This window comes from Arthrobacter sp. OV608, assembly GCA_900110595.1.
In the GTDB taxonomy this organism is placed as follows: Bacteria; Actinomycetota; Actinomycetes; order Actinomycetales; family Micrococcaceae; genus Arthrobacter.
The window spans coordinates 67,650-86,566 of the sequence record FOEZ01000014.1; the positions used below are offsets into that span (position 1 = coordinate 67,650).

An 18,917-nucleotide genomic window follows, 5' to 3' on the forward strand; every position below is an offset into this window, starting at 1 on the left:
CGCGGATTACAGGGCAGCGTGCGGGTAGGCGGCTTCCCGCTTCTGGAACTCCAGGACATCCTTGTTCCGGACCACTCCGTCGCGGATCTCGATGGCCCGGGCGATGGTGTCGTTCTGCGCCCAGGCTTCCGGGCCGTCCATAACGGTGGCCAGGAACGGCAGCAGGGCCTGGCTGATCTCCCACGTGGCGGAGTTCCAGAGATACGACGGGCTGTGGTCCACCGCGTAGTAGTTGATGTGGTCACCGACGGTGAACATTGGCTCCGCGAACGTGGTGGACCTGGCCCAGCTGAACCCCATCCCTTCGTCGCAGGATACGTCAACGATCAGGCTCCCTGGGGCAAAGGCTGCGAGATCGTCAGTCTGCAAGTAGGTGAGGGGGCTGTTGGGGTCCTGCAAGGTGCAGTTGACCACGATGTCACTCTCGGCAAGGAAAGGCGCCAATGGAACCCGGCCCCGCTCAGTGATGACCTGGCTCAGGAAGGGTGCTTCGTCGTCGTGATCAAACTGGACGATCTTAACCGAATGGATGGGGGCGCCGACGGCGGCCACCCCGCGGTTGGTGAGGACCTGGACATCGTGGACGCCGTGGGCATTCAGCGCGGTGACTGCCCCACGGGCGGTGGCCCCGAAACCGATCACCACAGCGCTGAGCCGCCGTCCGTAGTCGCCGGTGGAACCGGTCAGTGCCAGGGCGTGCAGCACTGAGCAGTACCCGGCCAGTTCGTTGTTCTTGTGGAAAACGTGGAGGCCGAAACCACCATCACTGGCCCAGTGGTTCATGGCCTCGAAAGCGATCAGAGTCAGCTTTTTGTCGATGGCCAATTGGGTGATGGCACGGTCCTGGACACAGTGCGGCCAGCCCCAGAGGACCTGCCCGTCCCGCAGCTCGGCGAGGTCCTCCGGCTGAGGCTTGGGCAGGAGTACGACGTCGGCACTTTCCAGCAGCTCCTCCCGGCCCGCCATCCTGCCCACCAGGGTGGACAGGTGCGCATCCGGGATGCCGAAGCGCTCGCCGTAGCCTTGCTCAAGGATGATATTCCGCCGTACTTCGGGCTCGATGCGCTCAAAATGCAACGGATGGATGGGGAGCCGCCGCTCGGCAGGCTTTCGGGTGGAAGCCAGGACGCCCAGGGTCAGCTTGTTTTCAGGGGCGGTCACTTTTTCTTGGCGGCCTTGCTGGACGTGATGTCCAGGGAGCTGGCCGGCGCCGCGGCGGCCTTCTTGTCTGCGCGCTTTTCCTTGATGGACTTGCCGGACTTTTTGGATGCTGCTTGACGCGGGGACTTGTCAGCCATGTTTGCTCCTATAGCGGAACCGAAGAGGTTCCTGACCTCTGACCATACACCCGGGGACCTAATGACTCCGGGGTGTTCAGCAAGATAGGCGGAGCCGCGGTACAGGAGGTCCGGGCGTGGCAGCGCGGGCGCAAAGTGGAGCGGCTGACGGGAATCGAACCCGCGTATCAAGCTTGGGAAGCTAGCGCTCTACCATTGAGCTACAGCCGCAGCGCCCCCGTTTCAGGGGCAGAACATAGCTTAGCGCAGATGTGCCGGCGGGCCGTCCAGGCGGCACGCAAACGGCGCGTGTCCGGTCACCGGGACGTCATGCAGTAACTCTTCAATAACGTCCACGGCGCTGGCTAGGTAGGCATACGGAGCGCTGGCTAACCTGATCCGGTAGCTGCGGTGCCGGGGGGTGCAGCTGCGCGGCAGGCCGACGTCAACCACGAAAGATCCCGATGGCATTCGCAGAGCATGAGGTCCTCATCCGGCGTGACGCCATGGCTGTGTACCTGTACCTGCTTGACGCCACCAATCTTCCGCTCTGGCGTGACGGCGTCCGCAGGGTCAAGCTGGTGGATGGATCCGAGGGAGCCAAGGGTGCCGTCTACCGGCAGATGGTGGCGGGCCGGTCCGGCCTCAGCATCCCGGCAGACCTGGAAATCACCAGCGCCAGGCCCGGAGCCGAAATCCAGTTCCAGGTGACGTCGGGTCCTGCGATCCGGTCCGGCGGCTATTACCTGAGCACGGAAACCGCGGGGACCAGGGTCCGGTTTGCCTTAGAAGCCCAGCCGGAAGGGCCGCTCGGATTCCTGAACAGGCTCGGCTTCCTGAGCACTATGCTCCAGCGGAGCCTCTGCGCCGAAGTGGCCCAGCTGGAGCGCCTCAAAGACGTCCTGGAACTCCAGCCGGCCATCTAGCCGCTCACTGCGCCAGCCGCTGTCCGGCCCAGGGGCCGGGAATGTTCGACGGCGAGGCGAGGCTTCCCGAGGTCAGGTCCCAGTACTGCACAACGTCGTTGGCCCGGCGCAGGGCAAGGCCTGTGGAGTTCAGCCCGGTAACGTCCTTCAGCGGCCGGATGCCCGTAACGTCGGCCCAGCCGGTGGCCACGGTGGGCCTGGCCTCGGCCCGTAAAGCGGTGGTGCCCCAGCCGCGGTAAAGCTGGACCGAGCCGTCGGCGCGGAGCGCCAGCACGTCCTGGAACCCGTCGGCGTCGTAATCCGCCATGGACAACTTCCGCGCGGCACCGATGCCGCCCACCAGGGTGCGTTCGGAGAGGTCGCCCGTGCCCTTGTTCGGATAGAGGTACAGGTTCCCGGCGCCGTCGAGGGCAAGGATCTGGGGAAGCCGGTTGTTGGCGCACCAGCCGCCCACGGCGAGAGTCAGGGTGTCCCATCCTCCGTTCCCGAGGGTAACGGGGGACTGGAAGCCTCCGGCAGCGATGCCGCGGTGCAGGGTCAGCGTTCCGTTGGTCCATTGCGTCAGGAGGTCGAAGGCGCCGTCACGGTCCCAGTCCGGGGTGAAGACTTCCTTGGCTCCCGTGAAGCCGGAGCCAATGACTTTGGCTGCCGCGAAGGTGCGTGCGCCCGTGGCGGCCCTGGCCAGGAGCTGGCCGCCGGAATCTACCGTCACAAGGTCACCCGGTCCCTTGATTGCCGCCGCGGAGAGGTCCAGTGTGGGCGGCATGTGCCGGACGGGAGCATCACACATGCTCGGCGCGGGCAGTGGGAAAGCACCTCCGGACCCGGTGCCGCCGGACCCCGCGCCGCCGGGGGAATTGACGGTGCCGGCGGGAAGGGTGGTGTAGCCGAAGAAGTTCACCACGCCCCAGATCTGGTAGGTGGAGTTGGTGTAGGAAATTCCGGCACCCATCACGTTGAAGCGCGGATCGAGCAGCATGGCATTGTGGCCGGGCGACCCCTTCCACCACTCCACCAGCTGCGCGGCGTCCCGGTCCGTGCGGATGGCAATGACTTCGCCGGCGCCGTTGTTGGGATTCATGGCACGGGGGTCGGTCCAGAAGTTGGCGCGGTGCTCAATCACCTCGCGTGCGGCGATGCTGTCCGACCATTCTTGCGCCAAGCCCGCCACCGTGGGGTGGTATTTAACCGGGTTCAGGCCTTTGGACACCCTGTATTCGTTGATCCTGTTGAACACGGTGAGGACTGCCGCCGCGTTGTTGTCCGGCACCAGGGCCTCTGGCGCGGGCAGGGTTTGAGTGGATTCAGGCGCCGCAAGCCGGGTGGTTGCGGGCGCTCCCAGTTCTTCATCAGGTGCCCAAAGCGGCGGAATCGAGGGCACCGCCGGTGCAGGTTCGAGGGAGGTTGTGGCGGGCGCTGCCAGTGCCTCGGTTCCGGCCGGAGCTGTGGGTTGCTGCCCGGCAAGGGGCTGCTCCGTAACCTGCTGTCCGGTGGGTTGCTGGCCGGCAAGAGGCTGGGCTGTAACAGGCTGGGATGGGCCAGGTTGCGTTGTCAGCGCACCGGGCCCGGACGGGGAGGCCGGCCGGATGTCAGGATCCACGGCGGGGGTGAGCGGGGCCAAGGCTGAAGGGTCGCGTCGAAGGGCTGCGGCGTCGTCGACCGTTGCCGGGCCCAAGGTGACACCGTGTGAACCTGCAGCGGCCAACTGGCTGGCCGGCAACGGTGCGGGAAGGCCTCCCACGGAAGAGGAGACCAGCGCTATGGAACAGAGCACGCCAATAAAAGCGGGCGCTACTAATTTATTCACAACATCCCCAGCTCTGTTGGGCCATCCGGGAGACCATCCGGCGCCTTAATCACTGAGGCAACATTAGCCCCACCAGACCACAGCAACAACGAAAGAATGCGGCTGTGGATAACCGATACGGTAATTTGGGACGGTGCTGATCTCTGACCGCGATATTCGTGCCGAAATTGACTCCCAGCGGATCGTTCTTGAACCGTACGATCCGGCGATGGTCCAGCCGTCGTCCGTGGATGTGCGGATCGATAAGTTCTTCCGCCTGTTCGACAACCACAAGTACGCGCACATCGATCCCGCGGAAGAGCAGCCGGAACTGACCCGCCTGGTGGAGGTGGAACAGAACGAACCCTTCATCCTGCACCCCGGCGAGTTCGTCCTCGGCTCAACCTATGAAACTGTCACCCTGCCCGATGACATTGCCGCGCGTCTGGAAGGCAAGTCCTCGCTGGGGCGGCTTGGACTGCTGACGCACTCCACGGCGGGGTTCATCGACCCCGGTTTCTCAGGGCATGTCACCCTGGAACTGTCCAACATGGCAACTCTGCCCATCAAGCTGTGGCCGGGCATGAAAATCGGCCAGCTCTGCTTCTTCCGCCTGACGTCTGCGGCCGCGTACCCCTACGGCCAGGGCGACTACGGCAACCGGTACCAGGGCCAGCGGGGACCAACAGCCAGCCGCAGCCACCTGAACTTCCACCGCACGGCAATCTAGTACCAGGCGCGACCTAGGCTTTGGCAGCCACCCTCACGGGCCGCAGCAGGGGCTTGACCAGCGGCTCCACATAACGGGCGGCGAGCGGGCCAACAACGGCCATCAGCAGCACATAGGCAGTGGCCAGGGCTGCCAGCTCATGAGTGACAGCGCCGGAGGCCACCGCGAGTCCGGCAATCACGATCGAGAATTCGCCCCGGGCTACGAGCGTCGCCCCGGCGCGGACGCGCCCGGGGCGGGCAATGCCGGCACGCTTGGCAGCCCACACGCCCGTCACCATCTTGGTGGCTGCGGTGATGACTGCCAGCACCAGGGCCCAGCCGAGCACTGGCGGGATGGACGTGGGATCTGTGTTCAGGCCGAACGCCACAAAAAAGATGGCGGCGAACAGGTCCCGCAGCGGTTCCAGGATGCGTGTGGCGTTATGGGCCGTGGCGCCTGAAATGGCGATGCCGAGCATAAAGGCCCCCACTGCCGCGGACACCTGCATGGCAGACGCGACACCCGCCACCAGCAGGGCCGCGCCCAGGACGTTGAGGAGGAAGACCTCCGAGTTCTCGCTGTGCACCGCCTTGGACACCCGGTGTCCGTGCCGCAGCGCCACCATCAGCACCAGGCTCACCACGGCCAGCGCGATGCCCACGGTGGTGAGGCCGCCCAGGAAACTCACCCCTGCCAGCATGGCCGTGAGGATGGGCAGGTAGACAGCCATAGCAAGGTCTTCGAATACCAGGATGGACAGCACAACGGGTGTCTCGCGGTTACCGAGACGGCCAAGGTCAGTGATGACCTTGGCCGCAATTCCTGATGAGGAGATGTAGGTGACGCCGCCCATCACCATGGCTCCCACGCCGCCCCAGCCCAGGAACAGGGCCAGGGCGGCGCCCGGCAGGAAGTTCAGTACAAGGTCCAGCACACCGGCCTGCCACGAGCGGCGCAGCCCGGTGAAAAGCTCGGCGGCTGTATATTCCAGCCCGAGCATAAGCAGCAGCAGGATCACACCGATTTCCCCGGAGAGGTGCGCAAACTCGTGCATACCCTCGAGCTTGACGATCCCGCCGGCCCCGAAAGCCAGTCCGCCCAGCAGATAGAGCGGGATGGGCGACATTCCGATCCGTCCGGCCAGCCTGGCCAAAAGGCCGAGGCAGAACACAACGGCCCCCAGTTCGATGAGGGTCAGGGCCAACGGGTCCATGGCGTCTATCCGTTACGGAGGATATCGGCCGCCGAATCGAGGCCTTCCTGCGTGCCTACAGCAACAAGCAGATCACCGGTGTGGAGCACGACGTCGGGTCCCGGCGACGGGAGCACCTCACCTTCGCGCATGATCGCCACAATGGAAACGCCGCAACGGGTACGGATGCAGGCTTTGCCCATGGGCTGGTTCTGGAACGGGGAGCCCGGCGCGATGGAAAACTGCCGGGTGACGATGCCGGGAACATCCTTGTGTTCCTCCGTCAGCTTCATGGCCAGGTGCTGCCCGCCGAGCAGGTTGCCCAGGGTTGCTGCTTCATCCCCGGTCAACGGAATTGAGGCCTGGCAGGTATCGGGATCATCCCAGGTGGAGACGATGAGTTCCGTCTGGCCTTCCCGCAGCTCCACGACGCCGATCCGGCGCCCTGAAGCCGTCATAAAATCCTTCCGCCGGCCGAGGCCCGGAAGGTCCGTCTCATCCACGTTCATGATTCCAGCCTAGTCTGACCGGGGCCGATGTGGCGCGGGCGCCGGCAAGTCCGCAGGAAACCCGTTCCCGCCCTTGGCGAGGGGCAGGAATCGAAGCCATGGGGCATGAAAATTGTGGGTTATCAGGTGGCTGGAACGACGGCGATAGCGGCCTTGTCCGGGGACTTCACCGGCAGCAGGACCAGGAGCCCGGCCAGGAGCACCACCATGATTCCCAGGATGCCCCAGCGCTGGGCTTCGCCCGGTGCCACCAATGGCGTTGCAACGGTGATGCAGAGCGTGAACAGGGCCGGCGCCAGGAAGCTCACGGCGCGGCCTGTGGTGGCGTAGAGCCCGAAGAGCTCACCCGACTCGCCGTGCGGAGCAAGTCGCGCCAGGTAGGCGCGGGACGAGGACTGCGCCGGGCCCACGAAGAGGCACAGGAAGAGCCCGAAGATCCAGAAGGTGGTGGACCCCCGCCATTCCATACCGAAGAAGGAATATTCACCGTTGCCCAGCACCAGGATGACGGTCCCGGCGATTAAGAGCCCCACCAAGGATCCGAGGATGACTGCCTTCGGCCCAACCTTGTCGTCCAGGAACCCGCCAGCGATCGCTCCCACGGCGGCCACCACATTCCCGAAGATGGCGAAGAAGATCACCTGGGACAACTCGAAGCCGAATGTGCCGGCGGCGATGATTCCGCCAAAGGTAAACACCGCTGCCAGCCCGTCACGGAAAACGGCACTGGCCAGCAGGAAGTAGATGGTGTGCGGGCTGGTGGCGTAAATCGCCTTGATCCGCCGGATCAACAGCCCATAGCTGGCCACGATCCCCAGCCGCCGGGCTTGCGGGGTTTTGGGCAGCTCCGGAACCGCGAAGAGGACGGGCAGGGCGAAGACAAAGAACCACAGGGCGGAGAACACTGCGACAAGCCGGATGTTCAGGCTGTCCCGGGTGGAGGCCCCAAACCATTCGAAGCTCGGCTGGACAAACAGCTGCAGGACGATCAGGAGCGCCACGATCCCGCCCAGGTAGCCGGCTCCCCAGCCCAGCCCGCTGACCTTGCCGATGTTCTTGGGAGTGGAGATCTGGGCCAGCATGGCGTTGTAATTCACGCCTGCGAACTCGAAGAACACGTTGCCCAGGGCGATAAGTGTCACCCCGAGCAGGAGGAACTCGGGCCGGGGGAAGACAAAGAAACACAGGGCAGTGAGGATGGCCACGGCGGCCGTATTGACTCCCAGCCACAGCTTGCGCCGGCCACCCGCATCCGAACGCTGACCGGTGACCGGAGCCAGCAACGCAATAGCAAAACCGGCAATGGCAAGCGCACCACCAAGGACAGCCGAGGCCTGGTCTTCACCGCCAAATGCCGTCGAGGTCAGGTACACAGTGAAAACGAACGTGGTCATCACAGCGTTGAAAGCCGCCGAACCCCAATCCCAGGAGGCCCAGGCCAGGACGCGGGCCTTGCTGGTGGCCGTATTCCCCGATGCAAGCTCGGAGAAGGGCTGCGTTGCCCCGGGAGCGCTGGCGCTGTTCATAGGATGCATCGTATCCGCCCGTGGCGAACAGGCAGGGGAGCTGCGGCCGTAAAACCGGGAAAAGTGGCCGGAGCATACAGCAGCGGCGGCGGAATGGGTACCGAAGCCTTGATAAACTGGCCCCTCCCGAACCTAACGCATGAACCGCCTGCTCCAACTTTTGACAATCGAATCCCTGACGACGCGGAGATACCAGTGATAACAGTCCTTGCCGTGCACTTTACGGTGGCTGTGCTGGCGCCGTTCCTCTTCAGGGCGTGGGGCCGCAACGCGTTCTACATCCTGGCCGCTGTTCCCGCGGCATCCTTCGCCTGGCTCCTGTTCCAGCACGCTCCCGTTTATGGGGCCGAGGGCGCGGTGTCCGAGGTTGTGCCATGGATCCCGGGCCTCCAGCTTGAGTTTGCCTTCCGGATGGACGCCCTTGCCTGGGTGATGTCTCTCCTGGTGCTGGGCATTGGCTCGCTGGTCCTGGTGTACTGCGCACGGTATTTCAAGGTAAAGGACCAGGACCTCGGCGGCTTTGGAGCTCAGCTCCTGGCTTTCGCCGGCGCCATGTTCGGCCTGGTGGTGGCGGACGATCTGCTGCTGCTCTTCATTTTCTGGGAACTCACCACCATCCTGTCCTACCTCCTGATCGGGTTTGCCCGGACCAGGCTGGCGGCGCGGCGGTCGGCGCTGCAGGCGCTGATGGTCACCACCGCAGGCGGCCTTGCCATGCTGGTGGGACTCGTCATGCTGGGGCAGGCCGCCGGCTCCTACCGGATCTCGGCCATCCTCGCGCAGGCCCCGGACCTGGTGAACGGGACCTCCGCGGCCATGGTGAGCGCCGCCGTCGTCCTTATCCTGGTGGGCGCCATCACCAAGTCCGCGCTGGTGCCCTTCCACTTCTGGCTTCCCGGTGCCATGGCGGCCCCCACGCCCGTGAGCGCCTACCTGCACGCCGCCGCGATGGTGAAAGCGGGAATCTATCTCGTTGCGCGGCTGGCCCCGGGCTTCGCCGAAACGTCCTTCTGGGAGCCGGTGGTGCTGGGCCTGGGGCTGGCGACGATGTTGGTGGGCGGGTACCGGGCGTTGCGCCAGACCGACATCAAGCTCATCCTCGCCTACGGCACGGTCAGCCAGCTTGGTTTCCTCACCATGGTGGTGGGGCTCGGCACCCCGGACGCGGCCCTCGCCGGCCTTGCGATGCTGCTGGCCCACGGCCTCTTCAAAGCCACCCTGTTCCTGGTGGTGGGAATCATCGACCACCAGTCGGGCACGCGCGACGTCACCAAGCTCTCCGGGGTCTTCCGGTCCTCGCGGGCACTGGGCATCGTGGCCGTCATTGGTGCCGCCTCCATGGCCGGTGTTCCGCTCCTGGGCGGTTTTGTGGCCAAGGAGTCGGTGCTGGAGGCGTTCGTCCACCACGCCGGTGACCCCGACGCCGGTGTTTGGGGCATGGTGGTCCTGGCCGGTCTGGTCCTGGGATCCGTCCTGACCTTCGCGTACAGCGCCCGCTTTATGTGGGGCGCCTTCGCGACGAAGAAGGGTGTGGAACCCACGCCTTTCAAGGCCATCAGCCCTTCATTCCTGGCAGCGCCCGCCATCCTCAGCCTCCTCACCATCGCGTACGGTCTCTGGCCGGTGCCCGTTGATGCGTGGATCCAGCCGTACGCAGCGCTGTTCGCGTCCACCGCGGCCGACGCCGGCACCCCCGCTGAGCAGGCCGGCCACCTCGCGCTGTGGCATGGCTTCACGCCGGCGCTGGGACTGACGGCCCTCACCTTCGCGCTGGGCCTGGCCATGTACTTCGGCCGCAATGCCGTGGCCCGGGTGCAGTCGCTGGTGCCGCCGTGGGTGGACGCGGACAAGGCCTACCAGCTCACGATCGGTGCGCTGGATGACGTGGCGGTGTGGATCACCGGCCGCACCCAGCGCGGTTCGCTGTACTACTACCTGGCGGTCATCCTCAGCGTCGCCTTTGTGCTGCCGCTCTCGGCCATCCTGCTGGCGGGCAACCCCCTGCCGGACGGGATCTACCTGATTGATCCAGGCTCCCCGCTCCAGCTGGTGGTGGGTGCGGGCATTGTGATCGGTGCCCTGGCCGCTGTCAAAGCGAACAAACGGTTCCTGGCAGTTCTCATGGTGTCGGTCACCGGCTACGGCATCGCCCTGATGTTTGCGCTGCAGGGCGCCCCGGACCTGGCCCTGACCCAAATGCTGGTGGAGACCATCATCCTGGTGGCCTTTGTCCTGGCGATGCGCAGCCTGCCCCCGGAGCTGCGCGACCGCACCGGCGGCAAGTACCGCGTGGTGCGCGTGATTATCGGCCTGGGTTTCGGCGTCACCATGGTCTTCGCCGGGATACAGGCCATGGGCGCAAGGATCGCGACGCCGGTGTCCCTGGAGTTCCCGCGCCTCGCCTATGAGGGCGGCGGCGGACTGAACATCGTCAACGTGACGCTGGTGGACATCCGCGCCTGGGACACCTTCGGCGAAATCAGTGTCCTGGCACTGGCAGCCACTGGTGTGGCAAGCCTGATTTTCGTCCGCGGCCGCGGCGACCGAATCAGGAATTCTGCCACCATCGCCGAGGGCACCGTGGGCCGGCTCAGGGGAATCGACCCCGGCACCCGTGACGCCGCAGCACTCGCGGTCAGCCGGAAGTTCGCCGCCTCGGCACGGGACGCCTGGATCGTGGCGGGCCGCACCCTGGCCCCGGAACGCCGCTCCATCATCTTCGAAGTGGTCACCAGGCTGGTCTTCCACTCCATGATCATCTTCTCGCTCTACCTCCTGCTCGCAGGCCACAACCTGCCGGGCGGCGGATTCGCAGGCGGCCTGACCGCAGGCCTGGCCCTGACCATCCGCTACCTCGCCGGCGGGCGTTTCGAACTCCGTGAAGCCACCCCCGTCAGTGCAGGTGCCCTGCTGGGGATCGGGCTGGCACTGGCCGCTGCCTCCGGTGTGGTGCCGCTGCTTCTGGGCGGCCAGGTGTTCCAGACCGCCATCATCGAACTTTGGCTGCCAGTGTTCGGCGACATCAAGTTCGTCACCTCCACCATCTTCGACATCGGTGTGTACATCGTGGTGGTGGGCCTGGTGCTGGACGTTCTGCGAAGCCTGGGGGCTGAGATCGACGAGCACTTTGAACAGCGCCACGCCGATCCCGCCAGCGACATGGCCGACGACGAGCAGGACTTCGTCGGCGAAGCAGCCGCATCAGAGGGCCGCGCCAACGGCCGGGAGCCCGAAGGCCTCGCGGCCGAAACCACCTCGAGGGGCCAAGCATGAGCGTAAACCTGACCCTCCTGATCGTGATGGGCGCGCTGTACGCCTGCGGGATCTACCTGATCCTGGAACGCAGCCTCACACGCGTGCTGCTGGGGCTGATGCTCCTGGCCAACGCCACCAACCTGTTGATCCTGGCAACCGGCGGCTACGCCGGCCTCGCACCCTTTTATGCAAAGGAAACGGGGGCGGAGGATTACAGCGACCCCCTGCCGCAGGCGCTGATCCTGACGTCCATCGTCATCTCGTTTGCCGTGACGGCGTTTATGCTCGGCATCATCTACCGCACTTGGGTCCTGGCGCGCCAGGATGACATCCAGGACGACGTGGAAGACCTTCGGGTGGCGGAAACGCCAAGCTTCGACGCCGAGGACGACGCCGAGATCCCCGCCGAAACGTCCGAGTTCCCGGTGGCCACGGTCATGGCAGGCGGCCGCGAGATGCCCGCCGAACACGCAGCCGCAGAAGAAAAACCCGGCTCCACGAATGTGGCCCCTGGCCCGGAAGGAGGCGGAAAGTGAACATCGCAAGCTTTGCCCCGCTCGCCGTCGTACTTCCCATCCTGGGCGCGGCCCTGACCTTCCTGCTGATCCGGCACTCCCGCGCCCAGCGTGCCGTCAGCATCGGCCTGCTGTCCCTCACCCTGCTGCTCGAGTGCCTGCTGCTGGCCTCCGTGTGGGACGGCGGCACGGCTGCGGTGACCATCGGCGGCTGGCTGCCGCCGTGGGGCATCGTGATGGTGGTGGACCAGTTCTCCTCGCTGATGCTGGTGGTGTCCTCGGCAGTGAGCCTCGCCGTGCTGGTCTACGCCACCGGGCAGGGCATGGCCGACGGCGACCACGACGCGCCGGTGTCGATCTTCCACCCCACCTACCTGATCCTGGTGGCCGGCGTCTCCAACGCGTTCCTCTCGGGAGACCTCTTCAACCTGTACGTGGGCTTCGAGATCCTGCTGACGGCAAGCTACGTGCTGATGACGCTGGGCGGGACCGGGCCGCGGATCCGTGCGGGCGTGACCTATGTGGTGGTGTCCGTGGTGTCCTCGGTGCTGTTCCTGATCGCCATTGCCATGGTCTACGGGGCCACCGGAACCGTGAACATGGCCGATCTCGCCATCAAGCTCGGCGAGCTGGACCAGGGCACCAAAACCCTCCTCCACGTAATGCTGCTGGTGGCGTTCGGCATCAAGGCGGCAGTTTTCCCGCTGTCCTTCTGGCTGCCTGACTCCTACCCCACGGCACCGGCTCCGGTCACCGCAGTGTTCGCGGGACTGCTGACCAAAGTGGGCGTCTATGCGATGGTGCGCACCGAGACCCTGCTCTTCCCCGGGGACACGCTCAACACCCCCCTGATGGTGGCCGCGCTGCTGACGATGGTGGTGGGAATCCTGGGTGCGCTGGCGCAGAACGACATCAAACGTCTGCTCTCGTTCACGCTGGTCAGTCACATCGGCTACATGGTGTTCGGCCTGGCCATGTCCTCCACCGCCGGGCTGGGAGCGGCCGTCTTCTACGTGGCCCACCACATCACCATCCAGACCAGCCTGTTCCTGGTGACCGGCCTGATCGAACGCCGCGGCGGCAGTTCCTCCGTGGACCGGTTGGGCGGATTGGCGAAACTGTCGCCCCTGCTGGCGCTGCTCTTCTTTGTCCCCGCCATGAACCTGGCCGGCATCCCGCCGTTCTCCGGGTTCCTCGGCAAGGTGGGCCTGATGCAGGCGGGCATTGAGTTGGGCACTCCGCTTGCTTATGCCTTGGTGATCGGCGGCGTAGTCACCAGCCTGCTGACGCTGCTGGCCATCGCCAGGGTGTGGAACCGCGCCTTCTGGCGCAAGCCCTCTGACGCCGAGCACCCGGACCCCGTTCTCCTGGCGGCGCCAGGGGTGAGGGTGGCCGGCCCGGGCGCCAAGCTGAACACCGTAACGCTCCTGCCCCGCACCATGGTGGGTTCCACGCTGGGACTGGTGGTTCTCGGCGTCGCACTGACGGTCTTCGCGGGCCCGCTGTTTAAGGTTTCAGACCAGGCGGCACACGACATGCTCAACAGGTCTTCCTACATCCAGGCAGTCCTTGGCGAGGACACCGTAGTGCCCATGATCCTGACGGCCGGAGGAGGAAAATGAGCCGCCGCCGTATTTCGCTGCGCCAGGAACTGCCGCTCCTGGTCTGGCTGGTGATCGTCTGGGGTGCACTGTGGCAGGACTTCAGCCCCGGAAACCTCCTGTTCGGCGCCTTGCTTGCCGTGGCAGTCGCCAGGCTGTTCTACCTTCCGCCGGTAGAGCTGAGCGGCCGCTTTAACATCCTGCACGCCATCCCCTTCGCGCTGATGTTTGTGGCAAAGGTGGCCGTTGCCAGCGCCCAGGTCCTGTACCTGGCGGTGATGCGCGGACCCCGTGTCAAGAACGCGCTGGTGGCGGTGACGCTGAGAAGCCACCAGGATCTGTTGGTGACCGCCACCGGCCACGTCATATCGCTGATTCCGGGCTCGCTGGTGGTGGAAGTGGACCGGTCAACCTCCACCCTGTACCTGCACGCCCTGAACATCAGCTCGGCTGAGGACGTGGAGAATTTCCGCCAGGAGGTCAGGTCGATCGAAGCCGGGCTGATCCGGATCATGGGCACCCGGGAAGAACTTGAAACCGTACGGTCGGAGGCCGCCGCATGATGCAGACTGTCCTGGTCCTTACAGCCGTGATCTTCTCGCTTGCCGCCGGCGGCGCGATCATCAGGATCGCCCGCGGCCCGTCACTGCTGGACCGGGTGCTCGCCGCAGACGTCCTGCTCGCCATCCTGGGCGGGGCCTTGTGCGTGGACATGGCCGTGAACCGGCACCTGAACAACCTGATGCTGGTGGTGGCCATCTCCATCATCGGGTTCATCGGGTCCGTGACCGTTGCCCGGTTCGTGGCAGACCGAAGGGAGCAGCCGAATGAGTCCTGACGCTACTGGCCTCGATTTCTGGATCGACCTGGTATCGGCCGCCTTTATGGTGGTCGGTGCCATTCTGTCGCTGGGAGCGGCGATCGGCCTGCTGCGGTTCCCGGACCTGCTCAGCCGCATGCACGCCGCCACCAAGCCGCAGGTCCTGGGCTTGTTCCTGCTGCTGGCCGCGATCGGGCTGCAGATGCGGTCCTGGTGGGTATGGCCGGTACTGGTGGTGGCCTGGATCTTCCAGCTGCTGACGGTGCCTGTGTCCGCCCATATGGTGGGCCGGGCCGGCTACCGCACCAAGCACCTGCACCGCGAACTGCTGACAGCCGACGAACTGGAGGCTGTAGTGCAGAAAGCCGCCGCCAAAACCGCCCGCGAGGACGGTTCCGGCGACGGCCAGGTGAGGTAACTTCCGCGGGTTAGACGATGTCCTGGCTCTTGGCGAACCGGGTGATGGCGCGCTGGGTGCCGCGGTTGGCCAGGACCTGGATGATGGTGCTCACCGAGGCCGAGATCAGCGCGAACGTCAGCGCGGACTGCAGGCTGGTGGGGATGTCCTCGTCCTTGCCGGTGGGCGGTTTCCGGCCGGTGGACTTTTCCCAGATGGTATTGACCAGCTTGGTCCCGACAAAGCCGGCGCCAAGGCTTATACCTGTACCGAGCAACTTGATGAAGAGGTTCATTCTTTGTACTCCTTGCGGGCGGAAAACGGGCTGTACCCAGCCTAACCGCCCATTCTGCGGCTGTGGCACAGCAACGGCGGCGGGGTTCGAGTGCGTCAGGTGGCGGGTGGTTCCGTCCGGAACTTGATCATTTTGTGGGTTCCATCGCAGTAAGGCTTGATCGCCGAGGCGCCGCACCGGCACAGTGCCACGGTCTGGCGCTGCCGGGGGACCGGAGTACCGGATGGCGTCACGATGTCGAAGTCGCCCCGGACAATCAACGGGCCGTCGGGGCACACCACGATCGAGCTTTCGGCGGGTTCCTGGTTCATAGCTGCTCCTTGGGTACGTTGGCGGGCTTCAAATGGTGGTGGGCGTTCCCGAGCTTGCCGTGGTGCCGGCGCCGAAGTTGGGCTTCCGAGTGGGCTGCTGTCTTGAGCCGCGCCCCGGCGTACGGCACACCGCCGGCGAGCCTGAACCCAAGGGCCATCCAGATGCAGGCGCCCCGTTCCAGGATCCAGAGCGGGGCGAACAATGTGGCCCGGAAGGGGAAAACCGCCCTGCCCGAATGCCGCCGTCGTCCTATCTCGGCGATGAGGACCGGGGCGGCTGCCAGTGCCAGGAGGGCGGGCCGACGGCGGCCGGCGGGAAGGCGGGCAGCGCAGGCGATCACCGGGAGCAGGGCAAGTTCGACGGCGAGGCGCCGCGGCTGGGCGAAATCGTCGTAGGCCTGGCGTGTGCGCTGTTTGAGGAAGTGCCGGAACTTCGGCGGCCTGCGGGCCACCATCAGATCAGGGACAATCCTTTCCCGGCCGCCTGCGGCTTTGACGGTGCGGATCAGCTCAAGGTTCTCGAAGAGCACCGGATCGTAGCCGCCGGTAGCCAGCAGCGCGCTCCTGCGAACCGCCAGGGTGCCGGGGTAGTCCGCCGACCATGCCCGGTTGATCAGGGTCCGCGCCGTATCCCACCACGCATGCCAGGGCAGCGGGTCAAAGTAATTCTGCGGCCGCACAATGTCTGCCGAGCTGAGGTGTTGGACGACGGCGGTGAGCGACTCGCGCGTGTAGCGGACGTCGTCGTCGGCTACCACGAGCAGTTCCGCCGCGGAGGCTCGCACGCCGGTCATCACGCCGGCCACCTTGCCGTTACCGGCCGCGCTGTTAGCGCCGCCGCCGGCGGGTTCGGGACGGATATGGCGAACTCCGGGCGGAAAGGCGGCCCGGTGCCGCTCGAACAGGCCAGGGGCGGAGCCGTCCACCACAATGACCGGGATCCACCGAAGAAGCCGCTCGAGGTAGGCCGCCAGGTCCTGCAGCTCCGAATCCCGCGCCGACCCGGCAGTCCAGCGCAGGGGCAGGATGTACTCCGCGGACGGCATCACGGGCGGGGTGCTCATGCTGCCGCCGGTACGGCCGCCCTCAGCGAGGTCACTCCATTTTCCCAGCTGGCCAGGAGATGGGTGGACATCCTGCCGTCGATGGCCATGGCCGCCGTCGCCCCGAACAGGACGTCGGCGAGCAGCCCGGGCTCAGCTTCCACCAGGCCGCCTGCGAGGTCGCGCCCGGCGATCTGCTCATGGACGGCGTCGGCTTCCACGTGCTCATCGAAGTAGCGGGTCACTTCAGCGTCGAAGCCGTGCCGCCTGAAGCCGTTGCCGTACAGCCGGTTGGGTTGGGAGGAGGTCATTTCATAGAGGGCCAGGTGCCCGGTGATGGCCCCGCGCAGCCGGCGGTTCAACCCGAAGAGAGACATCATGTTGACCGCCGCGAGGGAGACGGCGGGAACGGCGTCGACGTAAGCGCCGTACTGGTCATCCATGTCCAACCCCCGCATGGTGCGGGCGAACAGCGCGCTGTGCATCCGTTCGGGGCGTCCGCCGCCGTACTCGTCGGCCTGGATTTCCACAAGGGCAGCCTTGGGCCTGCCGGTGAGGCGGGGGATGGCCCAGGTATGCGGGTCAGCTTCCTTGAGCTGGTAGATGGACTTGTGGATCAGGAACTCCTGGAGCTGGTCCAGCGTCGCCTTTTTGGCCACGAAGCGGGAGACACTGGGGCCAGTGTCGCTGGCAGCGAGGCCAAACAGGATGTCCGCCACGGCGTCACTGGTGAGCTCCGCGGCGGGCGGCACGTTGATCTCTCCGGCGGCGGAGGCGGCGGCAGCCCGGAGCGCCGCTTCGAACGGGCGCTCCATCAAGCGGCGCAGATGGATCAGCCCGGGTTCCCACTCCCACTCGTCACTGACCCCTTCCAGCCCCGAATAGTGCAGCTCGTAAAGGCAGAAGAGGGCCAGTTGGACGTCGTCGTCGCCAATGATGTCTTTGTAAGCCTTGGGCGTGGCAAGCAGGCGCAGGTCCTCGACGGCGGCGGCACCGTCGTCACTGCCGGGCGTGCAGGTGAGGGCACGGAAGAGGGTGCTGGTGATGGGACCTCGAGGTTCCGGGATCTTCATGGTGCTCCTTTGGGCGGACGGCGTTGCTGCGTCATCGACAGCGGGTTTCGGTGGGCGTTAGGTCTGGTTGTGCTCGTCCGGGTTCCGGGCCGGGCGGTCCATGCCCTGGCTGCCGGGAAAGGACTTATCGCCGGGAACGGTCTTTGGCGACAGCAGGACGGCAAGGGCGATCATGGCCAGGCCCAAGGCCAGGTGCAGCCAGTTGTCCGCATTGTTTTCGGGAAGGAAGTTTGCCGGCAGGTCATCGCCCATCAGCAGGCCGTACAGCCAGAGGAAGAGGTAGGCGACGCCCCCGTAGATGAGGAAGTTCCGTCCCTGCCGGTGCGTTCTGGCCATCACCAGCCCCGCAATAGCTGTCGCCAAATGGGCGGCATTGTGCAGCACCGACACTCGGAAAACGCCGAACAGTTCTGCTTTAGAGCCGGGTCCGGCGAGGCCCAGGGAATCGAAATCGGCGGTAATGCCAGGAATGAATCCCAAGATCCCCAGCAGCAGGAAGACGATGCCCGTGGCAAGGGTGGCCTTCTGCAGGCCCGTCCTCGCTTCGGTGGCGCGGGTGCTGACCGCCATATGCTGTACTCCTCAAAAGCCGGGAACAACATAGTAAGCATGATTACTAATAAATGCTAAGTACGCTTCCTGCCCGGAGTTCACTCCTCCGGATTGTTCCAGGCGTAGGGATTGGCGTGGTGCCCGCCGTGGCGGCCCTGCTCATACCCCTGCTGCCAGGCCTTCCCGACGGCGGCCACAAGTTCTGCGAGCAGGGGATAGTAGGGATGGTCGGGGCCAATGTAGATCATTTCGTCCTCGGCTTTGTCCACCGCCGCCCGCACCTGGTTTTCCCCCAATGGACTGCTCACGATGCCCCTCCCCGCCGCCGGAACTTTGCAGCTTCAACGCTGCGTCAGTCAGCACCCATGGAACCAAGGACTTCGCGCAGGGCCTGGACCACCATGTTGTGGTCCTGCACCTGGGGAAGCCCCGAAACGGTCACGGTTGCCACGGCGCCCACATCTGCGACGTAGACCGGAAAGGAGCCCCCGTGGGCTGCATACCGGCTCTGGTCGAACCAGGCGTGGTCCTCGATCCTGCCGCCGCCGAGCCGTCCGCGCAGCCCCACCAGCAGGGACGGCACCTCATACCGTGCGGCGGTGCGCTGCTTGGCCCGGATCCAGAACTCGTTGTCCGGAGTGGCGCCCGGCAGGGCCACATGGAAGAGGACCTGGTCGCCCTTGGTGATGTCGATGGCGACGGGGAGCTGGTCCTCCTTGCCCAGTTCCACCAGCAGGAGCCCCAGGTTCAGGGCGTCGTCCATGGAAAACCGGGGGAACTGGAGCTCACGGATTTCGCCCTCTATCCGCGCGATGAGGGCCTGCAGGGAGCCCTCAGGCTGGGTGTCATCGGAATCGGGATCGAACTCAGTCATATCCGGCGCATTGGCAGTCATGGCCCACAATCTACCCCTCCTCCGGTGTAAACTGGACCACGCCCAGCAGGGCTATTTATCTACCCACAGAATCAATTAACGACAGGGGAGCGCCGCCGTCGGGCATCACTGGCCATGCCAGGATCCGCAGGTGGGCGCTGAGAGTGCGGACAGCCGCAGACCCTCGAACCTGATCCGGTTAGTACCGGCGCAAGGGAGTCGAGTTCTCGAAGTCCGGCAACGGCAGTCAGTG

The 18,917-nt window shown here is 65.5% G+C and carries 22 protein-coding genes, 1 tRNA gene and 1 riboswitch; of the genes, 8 read left to right on the plus strand and 15 right to left on the minus strand.

What is annotated here, in order from left to right; all coding sequences use genetic code 11:
* Positions 1-6: 6 nt before the first annotated feature.
* From BMX78_RS16915 to BMX78_RS22820, 4 genes are all read right to left on the minus strand, one after another.
* Positions 7-1,161, minus strand: a complete 1,155-nt coding sequence (locus tag BMX78_RS16915; RefSeq protein WP_091421813.1) for a N(5)-(carboxyethyl)ornithine synthase — start codon at positions 1,159-1,161, stop codon at positions 7-9.
* Complete coding sequence (locus BMX78_RS23180) at positions 1,158-1,298, minus strand: hypothetical protein (RefSeq protein ID WP_167344651.1); 141 nt, start codon at positions 1,296-1,298, stop codon at positions 1,158-1,160. The genes BMX78_RS16915 and BMX78_RS23180 overlap by 4 nt, the downstream gene beginning before the upstream one ends.
* 136 nt (positions 1,299-1,434) lie before the next feature.
* Positions 1,435-1,508 (minus strand) — tRNA-Gly (locus BMX78_RS16920).
* Positions 1,509-1,538: 30 nt separating this feature from the next.
* The gene (locus BMX78_RS22820; RefSeq protein WP_139205007.1) at positions 1,539-1,748 is read right to left on the minus strand and encodes a hypothetical protein; all 210 of its coding nucleotides are present in this window, start codon (positions 1,746-1,748) and stop codon (positions 1,539-1,541) included.
* Between BMX78_RS22820 and BMX78_RS16925 the strand changes: the two genes are divergently transcribed.
* Positions 1,742-2,203, plus strand: a complete 462-nt coding sequence (locus BMX78_RS16925; RefSeq protein WP_091421816.1) for an SRPBCC family protein — start codon at positions 1,742-1,744, stop codon at positions 2,201-2,203. The two genes, BMX78_RS22820 and BMX78_RS16925, sit on opposite strands and share 7 nt — an antisense overlap.
* 4 nt (positions 2,204-2,207) lie before the next feature.
* On the opposite strand, the gene BMX78_RS16930 is transcribed toward BMX78_RS16925, so the two are convergent.
* A complete protein-coding gene (locus BMX78_RS16930) occupies positions 2,208-4,010 on the minus strand; it encodes a CAP domain-containing protein (RefSeq protein ID WP_286139091.1) in 1,803 nt (600 codons plus the stop codon).
* A 133-nt stretch (positions 4,011-4,143) separates the two neighbouring features.
* On the opposite strand from BMX78_RS16930, the gene dcd reads away from it, so the two are divergent.
* The gene (gene dcd, locus BMX78_RS16935; protein ID WP_091421821.1) at positions 4,144-4,719 is read left to right on the plus strand and encodes a dCTP deaminase; all 576 of its coding nucleotides are present in this window, start codon (positions 4,144-4,146) and stop codon (positions 4,717-4,719) included.
* 13 nt (positions 4,720-4,732) lie between these two features.
* Here dcd and BMX78_RS16940 read toward each other — a convergent pair whose 3' ends face one another.
* From BMX78_RS16940 to BMX78_RS16950, 3 genes are all read right to left on the minus strand, one after another.
* Positions 4,733-5,914: a cation:proton antiporter gene (locus BMX78_RS16940; RefSeq protein ID WP_091421825.1), complete on the minus strand. Its 1,182-nt coding sequence runs from the start codon at positions 5,912-5,914 to the stop codon at positions 4,733-4,735.
* Between the two features lie 5 nt (positions 5,915-5,919).
* Entirely contained in the window at positions 5,920-6,402 is a 483-nt protein-coding gene (locus BMX78_RS16945; RefSeq protein ID WP_091421830.1) for a cation:proton antiporter regulatory subunit, read from the minus strand.
* A gap of 122 nt (positions 6,403-6,524) precedes the next feature.
* Positions 6,525-7,928, minus strand: a complete 1,404-nt coding sequence (locus BMX78_RS16950; protein WP_091421833.1) for an MFS transporter — start codon at positions 7,926-7,928, stop codon at positions 6,525-6,527.
* A gap of 195 nt (positions 7,929-8,123) precedes the next feature.
* Between BMX78_RS16950 and BMX78_RS16955 the strand changes: the two genes are divergently transcribed.
* The 6 genes from BMX78_RS16955 to mnhG are packed head-to-tail and all read left to right on the plus strand — an operon-like array spanning position 8,124 to position 14,537.
* Positions 8,124-11,201: a Na+/H+ antiporter subunit A gene (locus tag BMX78_RS16955; RefSeq protein WP_091421834.1), complete on the plus strand. Its 3,078-nt coding sequence runs from the start codon at positions 8,124-8,126 to the stop codon at positions 11,199-11,201.
* Positions 11,198-11,719 carry a Na(+)/H(+) antiporter subunit C gene (locus BMX78_RS16960; RefSeq protein WP_091421837.1) on the plus strand — a complete coding sequence of 174 codons (522 nt, stop codon included), beginning with the start codon at positions 11,198-11,200 and terminating at the stop codon, positions 11,717-11,719. The genes BMX78_RS16955 and BMX78_RS16960 overlap by 4 nt, the downstream gene beginning before the upstream one ends.
* On the plus strand, positions 11,716-13,320 hold the full coding sequence (locus tag BMX78_RS16965; RefSeq protein WP_091421838.1) for a Na+/H+ antiporter subunit D: 1,605 nt from the start codon (positions 11,716-11,718) through the stop codon (positions 13,318-13,320). Before BMX78_RS16960 ends, BMX78_RS16965 begins: the two co-directional genes overlap by 4 nt.
* Positions 13,317-13,862, plus strand: a complete 546-nt coding sequence (locus BMX78_RS16970; protein WP_091421841.1) for a Na+/H+ antiporter subunit E — start codon at positions 13,317-13,319, stop codon at positions 13,860-13,862. Before BMX78_RS16965 ends, BMX78_RS16970 begins: the two co-directional genes overlap by 4 nt.
* On the plus strand, positions 13,859-14,137 hold the full coding sequence (locus tag BMX78_RS16975) for an MrpF/PhaF family protein (protein WP_091421844.1): 279 nt from the start codon (positions 13,859-13,861) through the stop codon (positions 14,135-14,137). Before BMX78_RS16970 ends, BMX78_RS16975 begins: the two co-directional genes overlap by 4 nt.
* Complete coding sequence (gene mnhG, locus BMX78_RS16980; RefSeq protein WP_091421846.1) at positions 14,127-14,537, plus strand: monovalent cation/H(+) antiporter subunit G; 411 nt, start codon at positions 14,127-14,129, stop codon at positions 14,535-14,537. Before BMX78_RS16975 ends, mnhG begins: the two co-directional genes overlap by 11 nt.
* Positions 14,538-14,547: 10 nt before the next feature.
* Here the strand turns inward: mnhG and BMX78_RS16985 are convergent, their stop codons facing one another.
* The 7 genes from BMX78_RS16985 to BMX78_RS17015 form a co-directional block, all read right to left on the minus strand.
* A complete protein-coding gene (locus BMX78_RS16985; protein ID WP_091421849.1) occupies positions 14,548-14,811 on the minus strand; it encodes a DUF4235 domain-containing protein in 264 nt (87 codons plus the stop codon).
* Between the two features lie 95 nt (positions 14,812-14,906).
* Entirely contained in the window at positions 14,907-15,122 is a 216-nt protein-coding gene (locus BMX78_RS16990) for a CDGSH iron-sulfur domain-containing protein (RefSeq protein ID WP_091421851.1), read from the minus strand.
* Complete coding sequence (locus BMX78_RS16995; protein ID WP_170850854.1) at positions 15,119-16,186, minus strand: glycosyltransferase family 2 protein; 1,068 nt, start codon at positions 16,184-16,186, stop codon at positions 15,119-15,121. Before BMX78_RS16995 ends, BMX78_RS16990 begins: the two co-directional genes overlap by 4 nt.
* Positions 16,183-17,238 carry an iron-containing redox enzyme family protein gene (locus tag BMX78_RS17000; RefSeq protein WP_091421854.1) on the minus strand — a complete coding sequence of 352 codons (1,056 nt, stop codon included), beginning with the start codon at positions 17,236-17,238 and terminating at the stop codon, positions 16,183-16,185. The genes BMX78_RS16995 and BMX78_RS17000 overlap by 4 nt, the downstream gene beginning before the upstream one ends.
* Positions 17,239-17,295: 57 nt before the next feature.
* Entirely contained in the window at positions 17,296-17,808 is a 513-nt protein-coding gene (locus BMX78_RS17005) for a DUF4383 domain-containing protein (protein ID WP_091421857.1), read from the minus strand.
* Between the two features lie 80 nt (positions 17,809-17,888).
* Positions 17,889-18,098: a hypothetical protein gene (locus BMX78_RS17010; RefSeq protein WP_139205009.1), complete on the minus strand. Its 210-nt coding sequence runs from the start codon at positions 18,096-18,098 to the stop codon at positions 17,889-17,891.
* Positions 18,099-18,142: 44 nt separating this feature from the next.
* A complete protein-coding gene (locus BMX78_RS17015; RefSeq protein WP_091421863.1) occupies positions 18,143-18,685 on the minus strand; it encodes a heme-degrading domain-containing protein in 543 nt (180 codons plus the stop codon).
* Positions 18,686-18,758: 73 nt separating this feature from the next.
* Positions 18,759-18,899: riboswitch (TPP riboswitch) on the plus strand.
* The last annotated feature ends 18 nt before the right edge of the window (positions 18,900-18,917 follow it).